A 17,490-nucleotide genomic window follows, 5' to 3' on the forward strand; every position below is an offset into this window, starting at 1 on the left:
CGCAACTGGCAATTATTTTTGCCTTTACATGCATTACAATACCCACCGAATTACCCTCGAACGACCTGCAGCGGATTCTGGCAATGCACGACACGCACTTTACCCCGCCCCACAATCTCGACAGCCTGCGCCGACTGCTGACGGACCTGGACAGCAAACAAGGGCCGATCCGCCTCGGCGGCCAGTCACGCCGGGTGCTGACCGCCATGCTGGATGCTCCGCAGCAAGTTGCCCTGGCCTCCATCACCGAGCTCGCCGAACGCCATGGCGTCAATGCATCAACCCTGACACGCCTGGCCCGCCGCCTGGGCCTTGGCGGCTTCAACGGTTTGCAACAGCTGTTTCAGCTCGAACTTACCGGCAGCCCGCTGCACTTTTACAGCGACCAGGCCAGCAACCTGGTACGCACGCCAGACCAGGTTGATAACGGGCTGGCTGCCAAAATTGCACAACAGGAATGCGGCAACATCACCAGCATGGTCGAGAATATCGACCCTGCCCACTTCAGCCAGGCGGCAGACCTGATCGCAGCGGCCCCCCGGGTGCGTATATTTGGTGTGCGTCAGTTCTACTCCCTGAGCTATTTCCTGGACTACGCACTTGGCATGCTGCACCCCAACACCGCCGCGCTGGAGGCCGGGCGACAGGGTATCGCCGATGCATTAAGCCCCCTGCAACCCGGCGATGTATTGATTGTAGCCAGTTGCTTTCCCTATACCGCCAGCGTGATCAAGACGGCCGAAGTCGCCAGGCGCCACGGCATCCGCATCATTGCACTGACCGACAGCAACCGCTCACCACTGCACGACATTGCCGACTGCAGTTTCTGTGTGCCCAATCGCAGCCTGTTTTACAGCAACGCCATGGCCGGTTTTTTTGTACTGGGCGAGGCACTACTTAGCGAAGTCGCGGCAAGACTGGCCGATACCGCACTGGACAGGCTGCGCCGCCGGGAGGAGATGATCAGCGAACTGGCGCCGCTGACCTGACAGGAAGATGCCGCCGGGTCACCCCGGCGCAAGAGATCAGGGTCGGGCCTGGGGGGCTTCCCGCAGGATCATGACCGAGCACTGTGCACGCTCGACGACACGGGCCGAATTTGAACCGAGCAACACGCTGTCCAGGCGACTGCGATGATGCGCTGACATAATGATCATGTCCGCCTGGATAGCCGCCGCCTGCTTGATGATCCGCTCGGCGGGATGGCCCTGGTGTACCGACAGGCTGTGCGCGACATCGGCGGGCAGCTGCCGGGCGGCAAACTCCACCAGGTGCCGATTCACCCCGTCATGGGCCTTTTGCAGTACGGCAGGATCGAAATAGGACGCCACCAGCGGGGACGCAAAACCCGGCATCACCGTCATCAAATGGATACTGCCGCCATCGCGGTCAAGTTCGCGCAGCGCCACCGCGATGGCAGGCTCTGCAAAGGCCGGTTCTTCCAGGTCAACCGGTATCAGGATTGTTTTGAACATGAACATTCCTCGACCGGCCTTTGGCCGGTTTCATCTGGGCCGCCCGCCCTGAAGCGGGTGGCCAGTTATCAGGCCTTCGCGGTCCCGCCCTGCACCGGCGCAGGACGCCGGCGGCGCTGCATCAACACCAGCGGCACCAGCAGCAACAGCGCCGGTATAAAGATCAGCTCCTTGGCAGGCTGCGGCTGGGCAATCTCGATACGCTCGATGACCTGGTCAAACGTCAGCCCGGCGTGCTCGGCCCGGCTGTCGTAGGACACCGCATCCACCAGCGCCTTGCCGTTGTCATCCATCAGTTCGACACCCGCATCCATCAGCCGATCCCGTGTGTTCTCGCCCTCACCCGCCGGCAGCAGCACCACGAAGCGACGCGCACTGCCGATCTCGTCCTCGCCCAGAATATGCAGCCGCAGGGACGTGCCTGAAGGAATATCCAGGGATTCATCCAGCAGCGCCGCACCGTCTCTCACCTCGAAGGGATCCACAATGCGATCCATCCAGAAGCCTGGCCGGAACAGCGAAAAGGCAATGACCAGCAGCAACAGCGTTTCGTGCAGGCGGCAGCGCACCAGGAAGTACCCCTGGGTTGCGGCGGTGAACAGCAGAATGCCGATGGTCGATATCACAAACACCATGATGCCGTGGGGCCAGTCGACGTTGATCAGCAGCAGGTCGGTATTGAAGATGAACAGGAATGGCAGAATCGCCGTGCGCAGGCTGTAAAAGAAGGCCACAAACCCCGTGCGAATCGGATCGCCACCGGATACGGCCGCTGCCGCAAAGGACGCCAGCCCGACGGGGGGCGTCACATCCGCCATGATGCCGAAATAGAACACGAACAGGTGTACTGCGATCAGCGGCACGATCAGCCCGGACTCCTGTCCCAGTGTCACAATCACCGGTGCCAGCAAGGACGACACCACGATGTAGTTGGCGGTGGTCGGCAGCCCCATGCCCAGTATCAGGCTCAGTATCGCGGTGAGTATCAGCATAAGCAGCAAGTTGCCAAAGGACATGACCTCCACCAGGTCCGCCAGCACCGAACCGACACCGGTCTGGGACACGGCCCCGACGATGATACCGGCCGTCGCCGTGGCAATGCCAATACCGATCATGTTGCGGGCCCCGGTGATCAGGCCATCAATCAGCTGGTCAAAGCCGGATTTGCAGGCCGCCCAGATCTGCCCTTCTTTGCGGAAAAGCGCAAACAGCGGCCGTTGAGTGACCAGTATGACCATCATCAGCACGCTGGCCCAGAAGGCAGACAGTCCCGGAGACAGTCGTTCGACCATCAGGCACCAGACCAGCACCACGACCGGCAGAATGAAGTGCAAACCGGACTTCACCGTAGGCCCGGTCTCCGGCAGCTCCACCACCTCAGAGTTCGGGTCATCCAGCTCCAGTTCGGGATAACCCGCGGCAAAGCGGATCAATCCGACATAGACGCCAAAGAGCAGCAGCGCTATCACGATGCCGGCGGCATCCCCCAGCAGCGGCTTGATCCAGCCAATGCCAAAATAGACCGCAAGGGCCACCACCGCCGTGCCCATAAAGCCCAGCAACAGGCCCATCAGGCGCATTTGCCAGGGCCGCACGGCACCACGCCGCGGCAGGCCCTGCATGTCCAGTTTCAGGGCTTCAAGATGGACGATATACACCAGCGCGATATAGGAAATCAGCGCCGGCAGAAAGGCATGGGTAATGACTTCCACATAGGACAGCCCCACATATTCCACCATCAGGAAGGCCGCAGCCCCCATGACCGGCGGCATGATCTGACCATTGACTGATGAGGCCACCTCGACCGCACCGGCCTTTTCGGCACTGAAACCCACCCGCTTCATCATGGGAATGGTAAAGGTGCCCGTGGTGACCACGTTGGCGATGGAGGAGCCGGAAATCAGCCCGGTCATGCCGGAGGAGACAACCGCCGCCTTGGCGGGCCCGCCACGCATGTGGCCGAGCAGCGAAAACGCCACCTTGATGAAATAATTGCCGGCGCCGGCCTTGTCGAGCAGCGCGCCAAAAAGCACGAACAGAAACACAAAGCTGGTTGATACCCCCAGCGCAATACCGAACACGCCTTCGGTGGTAACCCATTGATGGTTCACCACTTCTTTCAGGCTAGCGCCCTTGTGGGCGATAATTTCCGGCATATAGGGGCCGGCAAAGGTATAGACCAGAAACACCAGCGCCACGATAACCAGCGGCGGCCCCAGGGCACGCCGCGTTGCCTCCAGCAGCAATACGCCACCGATACAGGCCACCACCAGATCCTGCATGATCGGCGCACCCGGGCGGCTCGACAACTCGACATAGAAGATAAACAGATAGGCGGCCGAAAAGGCACCCAGCAACGCCAGCACCAGGTCCGCCGCCGGCACCCGCTCGCGCGGCGAACCATCGAAGGCGGGATACGCCATGAAAGCCAGAAAGACCGCCAGCGCCAGGTGAATGGAGCGCGCTTCGGTATCGTTGAAGACGCCGAAGCTGCCGATCAGCGGCCAGTCATAAAACGGCAGCGGGGAGGCAATCCAGAGCTGGAACAGCGACCAGCCCAGCGCCGTGCCGAGCAAAAGCATTTTCTGAAAGCCCCGGGGATTGCGTGCACCGCTGTCGGTGGCAGCAACCATATCCTGTAGTCCGGCCTCATCAATGGCTGACGAACCTCTTGTTGGGTCGCTCATAACGTCTCCGCTTAGATAGACTGCACCCGCAAAACCCACTTTAAACCCTGCGAGCCAAACGCAAAACGGCCTGCCATTGCGGCAAGCCGTTTAAAGTAAAATCCGTAGCTTACATCCAGCCACGTTCTTTGTAGTAGCGCACCGCACCGTCATGCAAGGGTGCAGACAGGTTGTTCTTGATCATCAGCGCAGGGTCCAGGTTCTCGAACGCCGGGTGCAAGCGCTTGAAGCGATCAAAGTTGTCAAATACAGACTTGACCACCTGGTAAATCACGTCCGCGTCGGCCTTGGTTGAAGAGACAAAGGTCGCGCCCACACCAAAGGTAGCCGTATCGGCATCGGTCCCCTTGTACATGCCCGCCGGAATCACCGCCTTGGCGTAATAGTCATTTTCGCTGATCAGCGTCTCCACTTCCGTACCTTCCACCGGCACCATTACGGCATCACAGGAGGTGGTGGCTTCCTTGATGGAGCCATTGGGGTGACCCACGGTAAAGATGATGGCGTCGACCTTGTTGTCGCACAGCGCCTGGGACTGTTCGGAGGACTTGAGCTCGGAGGCGAGTTTGAAATCATCCAGGGTCCAGCCCTTGCGCTCCATCAGCACTTCCATGGTACCGCGCTGACCGGAACCCGGGTTACCGACGTTAACACGCTTGTCCTTGAGGTCATCGAACACCGTGATACCGGAGTCAGCCCGGGCAACAACGGTAAAGGGTTCAGGGTGTACCGAGAAAACGGCACGCAGCTCGGGGTTGGCTCCCTGCTCTTCAAACTTGTCGGTGCCGTTATAGGCATGGAACTGCATGTCGGACTGCGCCACGCCCATATCCTGTCCGCCTTCGCGGATGGCATTCAGGTTGGCAACGGAGCCGCCGGTGGACGGTGCTGTACACTTGATGTTGTGCTCGTCGGAGCCACGATTGACCAGTCGACAGATCGACTGACCCACCACATAGTACACGCCGGTCTGTCCGCCGGTGCCAATGGTGACGTAAGTCGGATCCGCTGCCGATGCGTGCTGTACAGCGCCCGACAGCATGACCCCCGCGGCCAGAGCCGAGGCAGTGAAGGCGGATTTTAATTTCATCATGTGCTCTGCTTCCTTGTTGGTTATTCCCCGGCCATGTTGCGGCACGTGACCGCCACTGCGAGGTTACTGAGTCGGTGCCCTGGAGCGAACGGCAAGGCGCCAAGGCCAAGTCTGACAGGGTCGGACATAACGTTTATAAAATCAATCGGTTAAGCCAAAATCGCCGCATTATTCCCTGTTTTGCACCGCATTTCCTGTCGGTTTGGTCATTATTTTAAGCCGACTCCAGCTGCTAAAGCATAGGCCTAGTTTTGCCAATACGCCTGCCTCCTGCACAGACCGAAGCGAACGGGACACTAACGGCCTACAGAATCGCCCGGCAGAAACCGAATCAACAACCGGAGCAGATAAATGGTGCGCCGAAACAGCACGACAGGAACGTTAAATCAGCCTCCCGGCGACAGGCACTACCGCCAAAACGCCCGTTAACCTGAAACCGGCTCCACCTGGCCAACCAGATCCGCCGACTTGAGCAAGCTCACAACCGCCTGAACGCTGTCACCCAGATCACCGTGCATCCACAGAGCCGCCAGTGCCTGCTCGAAGACATCAATCCAGTCGTACGTACTATTCGCCGCCTGAAGCTGCACCTCATGCAATTGAAAGCAATCTGCATGACTGAGCAACGCGCATGACTGTGCACCGAGCAGACCCTGTTCGTACAGCAGCTGCGCGGCACAACGCAACTCACCCGCCGTAGTGCAGCGCACATTGATATCCAGCATGCTGAAAGCCCGCCCGGGCGGCGCCTTGACACCCTCCAGGCGCAAGGCACCACCAGCGAGCAACAGGGGCTCAAAGCCCGCAGTCGATACTTGCGTCGCCTGCAGTGGATTCACGCCCAGCAGGTTAAAGGCCGCGCCAAACAGGCGCTGCAAATAGGGATACAGCTGCCCCGTAACAATCGCCTGCTCCCGATTCTGGCCCGTTTCGCGCTCAACCCAGAGTGCAGCCTGGGCCAGCGCGTAGGGACGCGCGCGTGCCGCCAGCGCTTCCAGCCGCACCCCGTGACCGGCCAGCCAATCCAGCATCGGCGCCTGGGCGAGCCAGATCTGCCCCAGGAACAGGTCGGACAACTCAAACCGGTGCCAGCCAACAAGAACGCCACCCACCGGGAAACGCAGCTCGATCAATTCGGAAATATCGAACCGGCTCAGCTCGTCAAGCACCAGCTGGGCGCCTTCAAGAAAGATATCGTAGTCCGGCCGCCCTTCTTCCAGCGCCTGCACCGGGTCACGCAGCACCGCGGCATAGGCCGGCACCGGCCAGCGCGCCAGCAGCGTTTTTTCAAGCGGCGACAGCCTGCAGCCAGGCTGATCCGACGCCAGCTCAGCTGCGAGCTGCGGTGATATGGCCGCCTGCTGCAACATATGGCCGAAGCCGCGATCCAGCCCGCCACCCATTGCAGGCGCAGGCTCCGGATCTGTCGAATCCAACCGGTTCAGCGGCTCACGATCAGGCTGCATCTATCCTCCACACTCGATTTCGGCCGTGGGGCATGACTGGCAAGACCCGCCACGGCCAGTGACCTGGCAAACACAACGGGTTCGGCACTGTCCTGGCTGGCATAGCGCACCACTCGATAATTATATACCCCAGGGTCCGGGGTAAAGGTTTTTTCTCGTCCTCGCATGCCAGGGGCGTCAGCCGGGGCCTGGGTTCCAGCCCCCGTGCCGGTGGCAGCATCGCTCACCAGCCGGCGTTATAGTCCGATATAACCCAAACTGATATCCTTGCGACATGGAACTCTCTCGCATCAATCTCAACCTGCTGACGGCACTGCACCAGCTGCTGCGCTGCCGCAGCGTCAGCCAGGCCGCGCGCGCCCTGTTTGTGACGCAACCGGCCATGAGTCGAAATCTGGCCCAGTTGCGCACCCTGCTGGGTGACCCACTGCTGATCCGGGTCGGCAATAGCATGCAACTGACACCCAGGGCTGAAGTCCTGTCCAGCCAGATTGCGCCACTGCTGCTTAATATTGAAAACCTGCTGATGCCCGAGCAGTTCGACCCGGCGCTGTTTCGGGGCCGCTTCAACATCGCCATCACCGACTACACCAGCGAACATATTCTGCCGGTACTGGTTGAGGACCTTTGCCGCGCCGCGCCCGGGCTGCAGCTGCATTTCCACCTGTGGGAGCCCGCCATGATTACAGACCTGCGCGAAGGTCGCATGGATCTGGCGGCCTGCATACTGGACCAGGTGCCCGACGACATTCATGGCCGCCAGGTCGGCGAAGACACCTTCAGTTGTCTTCTGCGTGACGGACACCCTCTGCTTGATCAGGGCGGACCTGACCTGGAGCAGTACAGCGGTGCCGACCATATCAGCATCAGCGGTGGCGGCGACAAGAACCAGGCCCTGGACAGCGCCCTGGCGACGCTCGGCCAGCTGAGGCGTGTGCGGATCACGGTGCCCTTCTTTCACTCGGCGCTGGCATTTTGCGCCAGCAGCGACTGCATCCTGACCCTGCCCACCCACATGGCTGACAACCTGCGGGAACGGTACGCCCTGGCATTGCGCCCGCTGCCATTTAACGTCGAACAGGTGCGGTATTCACTGATCTGGCATCAGCGCCAGCAACATGATGCAGCCCATCGCTTTGTGCGCGAGCGCTTTTACGACGCCCTGGAGAAATCACGCTTTTCCAAACCGGCACCAGGCCATAACACAGAGTAATAACCACTATCAGCAATGGCGATTGGCGAGGCTGCGCTGCCACGCCTTAAACTTGGCGCACACGTCAATAACACCAGGTCTGATACGATGTTCGAGTGGTTACTGTTTGCCGGCATTACCCTGCTCGGCGCCATGATTCCGGGGGCGAACATGGCCATCGTGCTGCGCAATACCCTGGGCCGCGGCCGCAGGGCCGGCTTTGTTACCGCGGCAGGACTTGCCACGGCATTGCTGATACACGCTTCCCTGTCTCTGGTCGGTATCGCCACCCTGATCAGCCAGTCACCGGGCCTCTACGCCGGCATCCGCTGGCTCGGCAGCGCCTACCTGCTCTATATGGGAGTGGTTTACCTGCTCAGCAGCCGCAAGCCCCAGGGCGGGGACAGCAGCCCTGCCACCGCGGACCAGAACAACTTCCTCGCCGGACTCATGATCAGCCTGTTCAATCCCAAGGTCCTGCTGTTTTTCATGGCCATGTTTTCCCAGGTACTGCAGCAGGCTCACGGCTGGTCGGCATTGCTGCTGTACGGGCTGACCCCGGTGAGCATTGAGCTTGCCTGGCTAAGTCTGGTGGTCCTGCTGCTGACGAGACCTGCCGTCCAGCAAGTTCTGGCACGGGCACGGGCGCGTATCGAAGGCGCCATCGGCGTAACGCTGATGGCACTGGGGATCAAGGTCGGACTGGGGTAGGAAACAGGCAGCGACAGGGCGTTAACCCTTACCGCCTTCAAGCGTCTCAAGCCGACGCGCTTCACGCTCCTGCAGCTTTTTTAGCACGCGCGACGCCGCCACGAATCCGAAGCTGGCCGTGACACAGACAGAGGCGCCAAAGCCACCAGCGCAGTCCAGCCGCGTATTCCCCTCACTGAGGGTCTTCTGCTGGCAAACAGTGCCATCAGGCTGCGGATACACCAGCTGCTCCGTCGAATAAACGCAGTCCACGCCAAACTTTTTCGATGTACTGAAGCCGTAATGGCGTCGCAGCCAGGAACGCACCTTGGCGGCCAGCGGGTCCTGGCTGGTGCGGCTCAGATCGGCAATATCGATACGGGTCGGGTCAACCTGCCCGCCGGCACCGCCGATGGTAATCAGCGGAATCTTGCGTCGCTTGCAATGGGCGATGAGGGCGGATTTTTCCCGCAGGCTGTCGATGGCGTCCACCACATAGTCGAACTCGTCGGTAATCAGCTCGGCGAGGTTTTCCGTGGTGACGAATTCCTCAACCTGCCCCACCACCGCTTGCGGATTGATTGCGCGGATGCGTTCAGCCATGACTTCAACCTTGGAGCGGCCGATATTGCCACTCAGGGCATGGATCTGGCGGTTGGTATTGGTCACGCAGATATCATCCAGGTCGACCAGGGTAATGCGACCAATGGCCGTACGTGCCAGCGCCTCGGCCACCCAGGAGCCGACCCCGCCAATACCCACCACGCAGACGTGACTGCGACGGTAGAGCTCCACCGTATCCACGCCATAGAGCCTGCGACTGCCGCCAAAGCGGTTTTCAAATTCGTTCGACACCCGGTCTAGCCCCGCCCGTCAGAAGTCATCGTCCGTCAGCTCGGTCAAGACCGGCTGATCACAACGTTTGCATTTGCCCTCGATGAACAGAATGCCCTTGTGTTCATACTCGATTACGCTGTGCATGCCAAGATTTGCCTGCTGGCAGTTGTCACACCAGGTCTGGGTCACAAAGGCCTGCTGCTCTTCTTCGTCCCGGGCACTGAAATCCCGCATGATTCGCTCGTCTAGCATTGTTATCCTCACCACAGGGTTGAACTTCAGAAATCAGCTAACGTAATTAACAAGATACAGGGCTGCCGTCATCCCGCACACCCGTGCGCAGCCAGCGCCAAGCCGGTATGGATAAAGCTCACAGAGAATCCCCGCAGGGGCAGAATGACACATTGAAGGGGCCGAAATTACCAGCCCATCTCCTGCTTGATGAACGGAATGGTGATCTTGCGCTTGGCACTGAGAGACGCCTGATCCAGCCGTTCGAGCAAACCGAACAGGTCGCCCATATCACGGCTGGAATGATGAATCAGGTAACGCACCACGTCGCTGGACAACTGAAAGCCGCGCGCCTGGGCACGCAACTGCAGTGCACGTTCCTTGTCCTCGTCCGGCAGGGCATGCAACTGGAACACCATGCCCCAGCTCAGGCGAGATGCCAGGTCCGGCAACTTGATGCCAAGCTGGCGCGGTGCACTGTTTGCCGCGACCACCAGGCGATTGTTTTGCGCGCGAATGCGGTTGAAAAAGTGAAACAGCCCCTCTTCCCAGGGTTTCTTGCCCGCCACCAGCTGGATATTGTCGATACAGACCAGATCCAGGTGCTCCATGCCCTCCAGAATGCCTGGCCCCAGGTGCAGCAGCTCCTGCAGCGGCAGGTACACTGCCGTGCGCCGGGCCGGCTCGCTGGCATGACAGGCGGCCTGCAACAGGTGGGTACAGCCAACCCCTGGCGTTCCCCAGAGATAAAGCAGCAGCTCGCCCTCACCTTCGGCGGCCTGCTGCAACATGGCGCGAGCCAGGCCATTGGCACCGGTCAGGTAATTCTCAAAACGCGCATCATCCCGCAGCGATACACCGAGCGGGAGTTGGAAAGGTGCCGTGTTATTCATCCGCTTCTGTATTCAGCAATTCCACTTCGGCAACCTGCGCCGACCCATATAGCGTGCTGCTCTTGTAACCCTGGTGCAAATGGCGCAGCAGCACCATGATCACCGCCGCAACCGGCAATGCCAACAGCACGCCGACAAACCCGAACAGCTGACCACCGGCCATGATCGCAAAGATCACGGCAACAGGATGCAGACCTATCCGGTCGCCCACCAGCAAGGGCGTCAGCACCATGCCTTCCAGCGCCTGCCCAACCGCAAAGACCGCGCCCACCCAGATCAGCACCATGGGCTCCTGAAACTGAATAAAGGCCGCGATACCGGCGACTAGGATACCAATGATGAACCCCATATAGGGCACGATACTGGCAAGGCCGGCCAGCATACCAATCAACAGCGCAATATCAAGCCCCACCAGCCACAGACCTGTAGCATAAATTATGCCCAGCGCCAGCATGACCAGCAGCTGCCCCTTTATAAAGGCACCGAGAACCTCATCACATTCCGTGGCCCAGAGGGCAACCCTGGGCTCCAGGTAACGGGGCAGCAGCATGCGAATGCGGGCCATCATCAGGTCCCAGTCGCGCAGCAAATAGAACAGCACCACCGGAATCAGCACCAGGTTCGCTATCCAGGCGAGTACCGCCAGCCCCGAGCGGGTAATGCCGCCCACCAGCTGCGCCATCAGATTGCCGGTTTGCTGCCAGTTGCCCGCCAGCATGGATTTCAGCATGCCCAGATCCATGGCCGCCAGATCCACTCCCAGCGTCGACTCCAGCAGCGGCACCAGGCGCGTTTCGAACAGGTCGATGATCATGGGGACCCGCTCCAGCAGTACCTGAACCTGGCGGCCCAGTTGCGGCAACAGCAACAGCACCGTCAGTGCCATCAGGGCCGTCATGAATACGAAAACCGTCACCACCGCACCGGTGCGGCCCAGCTTCGCCTCCAGCCGGTCTGCCACCGGGTCGAACAGGTAGGCCAAAAGCGCACCCACCAGAAAAGGCGCCAGAATCGGCGCCAGCACATACACCAGCGCGCCCAGCACCAGGGTAACGATCAGTAGAAACCAGCGTTGCGATTCGGTCATTGCATACCATCCCTGCGTCCAAATTCCCGGCTCTGCCAGCGATACTGCAGCAGGCTTTCATCTCCACTTTCCGCGCCAACCGAGCGCCCGACGGGTTCCAGCTGACTATCCAGGCGCAGCGCTTCCTGCAGCCGCTCAACACTGGAATCCAGCTGCACATGCAGGCGCAGACGCTCACGGGACAGCAGCTGTGGAAAAACCGCAGTAACGCCATCGATTGCGCGCAAGCGCTCAACCAGCGCCAGATAATCGCCCTGGCTGTTGATACCCTCAACCTGCAACACCAGTCCCTGGGGCCGGTATTGCAGCGGCGCCGGCGCGGCACTTTCCAGCAGACGATCCGCTACCGTATCAACAACATCCATCATTTGCGCATCCAGCTCGCCGGCTGGTGCAAAACGCTGCGCTTCCCAGCGCTCGCCGGAAAACTCGAACTCACTGAACCAGTAGCCTCCTTCATACCAGACCCGGCCAGCCAGGACGGCTTCAGGCGCATAACGCCGCGAGGCCCGGCGCACGGCATCCGCTGCCTGGCGCCAGAGCTGCTCCGGCGGCAGGTTCTGCAGATCCTGCAGGTCGAGCAACGGCAGCTGCAGCGCCAACCCACGACGCTGCGCTTGTGCCATCAGCGCCTGCATGGCCGGATGATCGGCAGCGATATAATCCTCGCCGGCGCCGGCCTCCTTGTGCACCAGCCACAGCAGCAGTGCCGGACGCTGCGCGCCTGGGCCTGGAATACCCAGCTCGCGCAGCAGCGCATCAAGCCGCGCACCGTCATAGTCAAGCCGCAGCTGGCGCCCGCCATCGGCCGTACTCTGATAGGCGTATTCGAGCAGCAGTTCCTGTGCCTGATCCAGCAGCAGCGGATACCCCTCCCGGTCAGCCACCTCGGTATCGCCGCTAAGCTTGATCAGCACCTGCGCCAGACCCTCTGAAACCTGCCGCTCAGAAGGCTGGATCTCGGTCGCGGATGCATTAATTTCCGCTCTATACAGATCCGGCACGGCAACCGCGCCCGCAGAGATCGCCCACAGCAACGCAACACAGGCAAAAGTCTGACGCAAGTATTTGATAAACATGAGGTATTCCCAACGACGATAAAACCGGCGAGCAGCGAGGCAAAAGATGCTTAAACTCTAACACACAATAGCCGCCCCACGCGCAACCTGATAGAATGTCGCCTTCATTTTTTGCCGCCAACCCCGTTGCTGAAAGGTTATCTGATTCATGTCTACCGCTTCCGACAAAACATCACTGAGCTATAAAGACGCTGGTGTCGATATCGACGCGGGTAACGCCCTGGTTGAGCGCATCAAGGGTGTCGCCAAACGCACCGCGCGCCCCGAAGTCATGGGCGGACTCGGCGGCTTCGGCGCCCTGTGCGAAATCCCGGCCGGGTATCGTCAGCCAGTCCTCGTATCCGGAACAGACGGGGTCGGCACCAAGCTGCGCCTGGCCATGGATCTGAAAAAGCATGACACCATTGGTATCGACCTGGTGGCCATGTGCGTTAACGACCTGGTTGTAGCCGGCGCCGAACCGCTGTTCTTCCTCGACTACTACGCCACCGGCAAGCTCAACATCGAAACCGCCGCCGACGTCGTCACCGGCATTGGCCGTGGCTGCGAACTGGCAGGCGCCGCACTGGTGGGCGGCGAAACCGCTGAAATGCCGGGCATGTACGAAGGCGAAGACTACGACCTGGCCGGCTTCTGTGTCGGCGTGGTCGAGAAGGCCGACATTATCGACGGCAGCCGCGTGCAGGCCGGCGACAGCCTGATTGCACTGGGCGCTTCGGGCCCCCACTCCAACGGCTACTCCCTGATCCGCAAGATCATCGAGGTCAGCCAAGCCGACCTCAACCAGCCCATGGGTGACACCACCCTGGCTGACGCCCTGATGGCGCCGACCCGCATTTACGTCAAGTCCGTGCTGCAGCTGATCAAGGACAGTCAGGTCAATGCCCTGTCCCACATCACCGGTGGCGGCCTGCTGGAGAACATCCCCCGCGTACTGCCCAAGTCCAGCAAGGCCGTGATCAACACTGCCTCCTGGGAACTGCCGCCCGTCTTCCAGTGGCTGCAGAGCAACGGCAACGTCGATGCGCGCGAAATGTACCGCACCTTCAACTGTGGCGTCGGCATGGTGATCGCCGTACCGGCAGCCGAGACCGACAAGGCCCTGGCCCTGCTGGGCGCTGCCGGCGAGCAGGCCTGGGTTATCGGCCAGATCGAAGCCGCACAGGATGGCGAGGAGCAGGTCGAGCTGCGCAACGCGGGGGCCTGAGCGTGACACAGAAGCGGATTGTAGTGCTGCTTTCGGGCAGCGGCAGTAATCTGCAGGCTCTGATTGATGCGACCCAGTCGGGTCGCATCCAGGGCCGGATCGTCGCCGTGATCAGCAACAAGCCCGACGTAAAGGGCCTGGAGCGCGCGCAGGATGCCGGCATCGCAGCCCTGCTGCTCGACCACAAGGGCTTCGACTCCCGCGAAGCCTTCGACGACGCACTGCAGCAACTCATCGATCGCCAGGCACCCGACCTGATCATCCTGGCGGGTTTCATGCGTATTCTCACCGCCGGCTTCGTGCGCCACTACCTGGGACGGATGCTCAATATCCACCCCTCCCTGCTACCCAAGTACAAGGGCCTGCACACCCACCAGCGCGCAATCGACGCCGGCGACAGCGAACATGGCTGCACCGTACACTTTGTAACACCGGAGCTCGATGGCGGCCCGCTGATCCTGCAGGCATCCGTACCTGTCGAAGCAGGCACCAGCGCCGACCAGCTGCAGCAACAGGTACTCAAGTGCGAGCACCACATATACCCGCTAGCGGTTGAATGGTTCTGCGCCGGTCGCCTGAGCCTCACGACCACCGGCGTAACACTGGACGGCATTCAGTTACCGGCAAGCGGACAGCGCGTATAAATTCAGGGAACAAGCGACCACCCGGCGCCCGACCCCGGTCGGGCGCCCTGCGAACAAGATGATTCCCGGGTCAACAGCCACAGCACCGCGCCACCATACGGAGCTTCCAAGATGTACCGCCGGATAAAACAGATCCTGTGCTGCACCCTGCTACTGGGCAGCAGTATTCACACCCAGGCACTAAGCACCCCCACCGAACTCAAGCCCTTTCGCGCACTGTACGAATCCCGCCTCGATGTCGGCATCGAGCTGTCACTGGACGCTGTACGCGAACTGCGCCAGCAAGCGGACGGCCACTGGGTCCTCACCAGCACCGCACAGGCCGCCATAGCAGGCATCGAGGAAAGCAGCCGCTTCACCCTTGATGATCTGCAGGTGATTCCGCAGCAGTACCAGTATCACCACAAGGTATTTGGCAAACGTCGCGACGCCATCCTGAATTTCGACTGGCCCAACACCCGGGTTACCAACGATGTCGACAACAAGCCCTGGCAGATGAATATCCCCGCCGGCACCCTCGACAAACTCGGCTACCAGATGCAGATCCGCCTGGACCTACCCCATGGCAAGACCAAGCTCAGCTACCCGGTCGCCGACGGCGGCAGCCTCAAACAGTACGATTTTGAAGTACTGGGCAGCGAGCCCGTCGAAACTCCCGCCGGCACCTTTAACGCCATCAAGGTACAGCGGGACCGCGGCGAAGACGCCAAACGGGAAACCTACATCTGGTTTGCCCCCGAACTGGACTACATGATCGTCAAGCTTTACCAGATCGAAAGCGATGGTAAGGAAGCACAACTGCTACTCAAGAAGGTAGAAACCCCATGAACCCCAATGATTACAGCGACAGCCTCCACAGCTACCTGCTAAGCCAGGAACAGAACACCGATGACAACGACCGGCTGTTCTATTGCAGCTACCTGCTGGGCCACCTGAGCCTGGCCGCCAGCACGGAACCAGACAACTGCGCAGCACTGAAGGACTGCGTCAACCTGAGCCTGGAAAGCGCCTTCGCCGTTGATCGCCTCAGCGACGCCGACAAGGCCGGCATCGCCGCCCTCTGGCACGAAGCCATCGATACCGCCCAGGCCTGAGCCCAGCGAAGACAAACCCTCAGCACCCCTGCCGCAACGCCGGATCCTGCCGATAGAAATGCCGCAGCTGCCCATAGACGCCGGGGTAGCTGCGCAGCAACAGCCCGGGCGCCGCGAAGAACGCCTCAGTCATCACCGCGAAAAACTCCGCCGGATCCTCAACGGCATAAGCATCCAGCACCGTCGCCTCCCCCAACTCCACTCTTCGCGCCATGTCGCTGTACGCCGCCGAGAAATCCGCCCCCCACTGCGCCACGGACATATCCGCATGCAACGGCGGCAAGCCATTGGCCGCACCGCTCAGCATGTCCAGCTTGTGGGCGAATTCATGGATCACCAGATTAATCCCCGCCTGCGGCTCGCCCGCCACATCCTCCCAAGACAGGATCACGGGCCCCTGCACCCAAGCCTCCCCGCTGAGCCCCACCGCCTCCTGGTGCACCACACCCGCCTCATCCTCGTACTCGTGCCGCGCGACAAACTCCCCCGGGTACACCAGCACCACCTCCAGGTTACGGTAGGACCCCAGCCCCAGCTCCAGCACGGGCAGGCACGCCTGGGCCGCAATGCGCAAACGCATACCATCGCTCAACTCCAGACCCTGAACACCCACCACCGCCTTCTCAGCCAGAAACAACCACACCAGCCGCTGCAGGCGCGCCAGCTCGTCCGCACTCAAGCCCCGCAGCAGCGCCAGCGATCCAACCTGCTCCCGCCACTGCGACTGCGGCAACTCCGCCCTCGCCAGAAGACACCTGCGCCGCCAGGCCCTGAAACTCCACATAGCGCCACCCGCCTGTTACAAGAACATTCCCAAGCACACCAGACCCGCCCCGGCACGACCCGCTGCCGCCCTCATATACAGGGGATCGGCTTTTCGATCTCGCTGATGGCCTCAAGCATGTCGTCCAGCCTGCCACTGAGCACCGCCTGCGCATCCAGCAGGCCGCGGTTGTAGTAATAGACACCCATCTTTTCAGAGAAAAAATCCAGCAAAAACTCGGCATCGAACTGCCCCAGGTCCTGATCAAGCTCGTCGCGAAAATAACGCTGAACCTGCAGCACTAGAGCCGCCTTTTCGTCTTTGGAAAACTCAATAACCGCCACCAGAAACCTCCCTTGCCAGCCAGCTCAACAACACTGCGACACTCAAGCCACAACAACAGGCACAAACCTGCCGATCAGAAGCCTTATCATATCGACTATCGGACCCAGCCAGAATCCGCCACAGCGAAAAACGCCAGGCACACGGAACCAGCAAAAAGACGAAACGACGACGAAAATCGAAAATATGCAACAGCAACGGAAAAGCAGAACAAAAACAAGGAGAGGAACAACAGGAACAACAGGAACAACAGGAACAACAAGATGGCACGGGCAGAAATTGGTGGAGCCTGGGGGGATCGAACCCCCGACCTCGACGCTGCCAGCGTCGCGCTCTCCCAGCTGAGCTAAGGCCCCAAATAACAACCCGAAAAAAAAGGCTTTGAAAGTGGCGTCCCATAGGGGGTTCGAACCCCTGTTACCGCCGTGAAAGGGCGGTGTCCTAGGCCACTAGACGAATGGGACGCATAGGACTTCCAATTGACTTTTGAAGTGGTGGAGCCTGGGGGGATCGAACCCCCGACCTCGACGCTGCCAGCGTCGCGCTCTCCCAGCTGAGCTAAGGCCCCCTTCAGAAGACGAGCGGTATAGTAAAGTCAGACCCTCCTACTGTCAAGCAGCTTTTCTACAAAAAACGAAAGAAAGTCCTTTAATATTCAATTGGTTAAAGAACACTCAGAAGATACCGACACACACGCACCGACGTTTCGA

The 17,490-nt window shown here is 60.5% G+C and carries 18 protein-coding genes and 3 tRNA genes; 7 read left to right on the forward strand and 14 right to left on the reverse strand.

All coding sequences use genetic code 11. From position 1 onward, the window contains the following. Window positions 1-83: 83 nt before the first annotated feature. Window positions 84-989 carry a MurR/RpiR family transcriptional regulator gene (locus KDW95_RS07940; protein WP_255855747.1) on the forward strand — a complete coding sequence of 302 codons (906 nt, stop codon included), beginning with the start codon at window positions 84-86 and terminating at the stop codon, window positions 987-989. A 36-nt stretch (window positions 990-1,025) separates the two neighbouring features. Here the strand turns inward: KDW95_RS07940 and KDW95_RS07945 are convergent, their stop codons facing one another. The 4 genes from KDW95_RS07945 to KDW95_RS07960 all read right to left on the reverse strand — a co-directional run bounded on the left by KDW95_RS07945 (window position 1,026) and on the right by KDW95_RS07960 (window position 6,721). Continuing rightward, window positions 1,026-1,475 (reverse strand): universal stress protein, encoded by a 450-nt coding sequence (locus tag KDW95_RS07945; protein WP_255855748.1) that lies wholly within the window; start codon window positions 1,473-1,475, stop codon window positions 1,026-1,028. 68 nt (window positions 1,476-1,543) lie between these two features. Then, window positions 1,544-4,162, reverse strand: coding sequence for a TRAP transporter permease (locus KDW95_RS07950; RefSeq protein WP_255855749.1), 2,619 nt, complete (start codon window positions 4,160-4,162; stop codon window positions 1,544-1,546). A gap of 109 nt (window positions 4,163-4,271) precedes the next feature. After that, window positions 4,272-5,252, reverse strand: a complete 981-nt coding sequence (locus KDW95_RS07955; protein WP_255856482.1) for a TAXI family TRAP transporter solute-binding subunit — start codon at window positions 5,250-5,252, stop codon at window positions 4,272-4,274. Between the two features lie 428 nt (window positions 5,253-5,680). Continuing rightward, window positions 5,681-6,721 (reverse strand): hypothetical protein, encoded by a 1,041-nt coding sequence (locus KDW95_RS07960; RefSeq protein WP_255855750.1) that lies wholly within the window; start codon window positions 6,719-6,721, stop codon window positions 5,681-5,683. Between the two features lie 274 nt (window positions 6,722-6,995). Between KDW95_RS07960 and KDW95_RS07965 the strand changes: the two genes are divergently transcribed. Together KDW95_RS07965 and KDW95_RS07970 are read left to right on the forward strand one after the other, a co-directional pair. Then, window positions 6,996-7,934: a LysR family transcriptional regulator gene (locus tag KDW95_RS07965; protein ID WP_255855751.1), complete on the forward strand. Its 939-nt coding sequence runs from the start codon at window positions 6,996-6,998 to the stop codon at window positions 7,932-7,934. Window positions 7,935-8,021: 87 nt separating this feature from the next. After that, window positions 8,022-8,624, forward strand: a complete 603-nt coding sequence (locus tag KDW95_RS07970; protein ID WP_255855752.1) for a LysE family translocator — start codon at window positions 8,022-8,024, stop codon at window positions 8,622-8,624. 21 nt (window positions 8,625-8,645) lie between these two features. Here the strand turns inward: KDW95_RS07970 and tcdA are convergent, their stop codons facing one another. From tcdA to KDW95_RS07995, 5 genes are all read right to left on the reverse strand, one after another. Next, the gene (gene tcdA, locus KDW95_RS07975) at window positions 8,646-9,458 is read right to left on the reverse strand and encodes a tRNA cyclic N6-threonylcarbamoyladenosine(37) synthase TcdA (protein ID WP_255855753.1); all 813 of its coding nucleotides are present in this window, start codon (window positions 9,456-9,458) and stop codon (window positions 8,646-8,648) included. A gap of 18 nt (window positions 9,459-9,476) precedes the next feature. Continuing rightward, complete coding sequence (locus KDW95_RS07980; protein WP_255855754.1) at window positions 9,477-9,692, reverse strand: hypothetical protein; 216 nt, start codon at window positions 9,690-9,692, stop codon at window positions 9,477-9,479. 167 nt (window positions 9,693-9,859) lie between these two features. Next, window positions 9,860-10,564: a DnaA regulatory inactivator Hda gene (gene hda, locus KDW95_RS07985; protein ID WP_255855755.1), complete on the reverse strand. Its 705-nt coding sequence runs from the start codon at window positions 10,562-10,564 to the stop codon at window positions 9,860-9,862. Continuing rightward, window positions 10,557-11,651 carry an AI-2E family transporter gene (locus KDW95_RS07990; RefSeq protein ID WP_255855756.1) on the reverse strand — a complete coding sequence of 365 codons (1,095 nt, stop codon included), beginning with the start codon at window positions 11,649-11,651 and terminating at the stop codon, window positions 10,557-10,559. The genes hda and KDW95_RS07990 overlap by 8 nt, the downstream gene beginning before the upstream one ends. Further along, entirely contained in the window at window positions 11,648-12,730 is a 1,083-nt protein-coding gene (locus KDW95_RS07995) for a DUF2066 domain-containing protein (RefSeq protein WP_255855757.1), read from the reverse strand. The genes KDW95_RS07990 and KDW95_RS07995 overlap by 4 nt, the downstream gene beginning before the upstream one ends. A gap of 148 nt (window positions 12,731-12,878) precedes the next feature. Between KDW95_RS07995 and purM the strand changes: the two genes are divergently transcribed. The 4 genes from purM to KDW95_RS08015 all read left to right on the forward strand — a co-directional run bounded on the left by purM (window position 12,879) and on the right by KDW95_RS08015 (window position 15,675). Beyond that, on the forward strand, window positions 12,879-13,937 hold the full coding sequence (gene purM / locus KDW95_RS08000) for a phosphoribosylformylglycinamidine cyclo-ligase (RefSeq protein ID WP_255855758.1): 1,059 nt from the start codon (window positions 12,879-12,881) through the stop codon (window positions 13,935-13,937). 2 nt (window positions 13,938-13,939) lie between these two features. Then, window positions 13,940-14,581 (forward strand): phosphoribosylglycinamide formyltransferase, encoded by a 642-nt coding sequence (gene purN, locus KDW95_RS08005; protein ID WP_255855759.1) that lies wholly within the window; start codon window positions 13,940-13,942, stop codon window positions 14,579-14,581. 111 nt (window positions 14,582-14,692) lie between these two features. Beyond that, window positions 14,693-15,409, forward strand: coding sequence for a DUF3108 domain-containing protein (locus KDW95_RS08010; protein WP_255855760.1), 717 nt, complete (start codon window positions 14,693-14,695; stop codon window positions 15,407-15,409). Further along, window positions 15,406-15,675 carry a YfcL family protein gene (locus KDW95_RS08015; protein WP_255855761.1) on the forward strand — a complete coding sequence of 90 codons (270 nt, stop codon included), beginning with the start codon at window positions 15,406-15,408 and terminating at the stop codon, window positions 15,673-15,675. The genes KDW95_RS08010 and KDW95_RS08015 overlap by 4 nt, the downstream gene beginning before the upstream one ends. A 19-nt stretch (window positions 15,676-15,694) precedes the next feature. Here KDW95_RS08015 and KDW95_RS08020 read toward each other — a convergent pair whose 3' ends face one another. The 5 genes from KDW95_RS08020 to KDW95_RS08040 form a co-directional block, all read right to left on the reverse strand. Beyond that, window positions 15,695-16,408 carry a zinc-dependent peptidase gene (locus KDW95_RS08020; protein WP_255855762.1) on the reverse strand — a complete coding sequence of 238 codons (714 nt, stop codon included), beginning with the start codon at window positions 16,406-16,408 and terminating at the stop codon, window positions 15,695-15,697. A 122-nt stretch (window positions 16,409-16,530) separates the two neighbouring features. After that, window positions 16,531-16,782, reverse strand: coding sequence for a DUF2164 domain-containing protein (locus tag KDW95_RS08025; RefSeq protein WP_255855763.1), 252 nt, complete (start codon window positions 16,780-16,782; stop codon window positions 16,531-16,533). Window positions 16,783-17,060: 278 nt separating this feature from the next. After that, window positions 17,061-17,136 (reverse strand) — tRNA-Ala (locus KDW95_RS08030). 32 nt (window positions 17,137-17,168) lie between these two features. Beyond that, a tRNA-Glu gene (locus KDW95_RS08035) sits at window positions 17,169-17,244 on the reverse strand. Between the two features lie 28 nt (window positions 17,245-17,272). Continuing rightward, a tRNA-Ala gene (locus tag KDW95_RS08040) sits at window positions 17,273-17,348 on the reverse strand. Window positions 17,349-17,490: the final 142 nt, after the last annotated feature.

Origin of the sequence: Marinobacterium rhizophilum (assembly GCF_024397915.1) — a bacterium.
Taxonomy (GTDB): Bacteria; Pseudomonadota; Gammaproteobacteria; order Pseudomonadales; family Balneatricaceae; genus Marinobacterium_A; species Marinobacterium_A rhizophilum_A.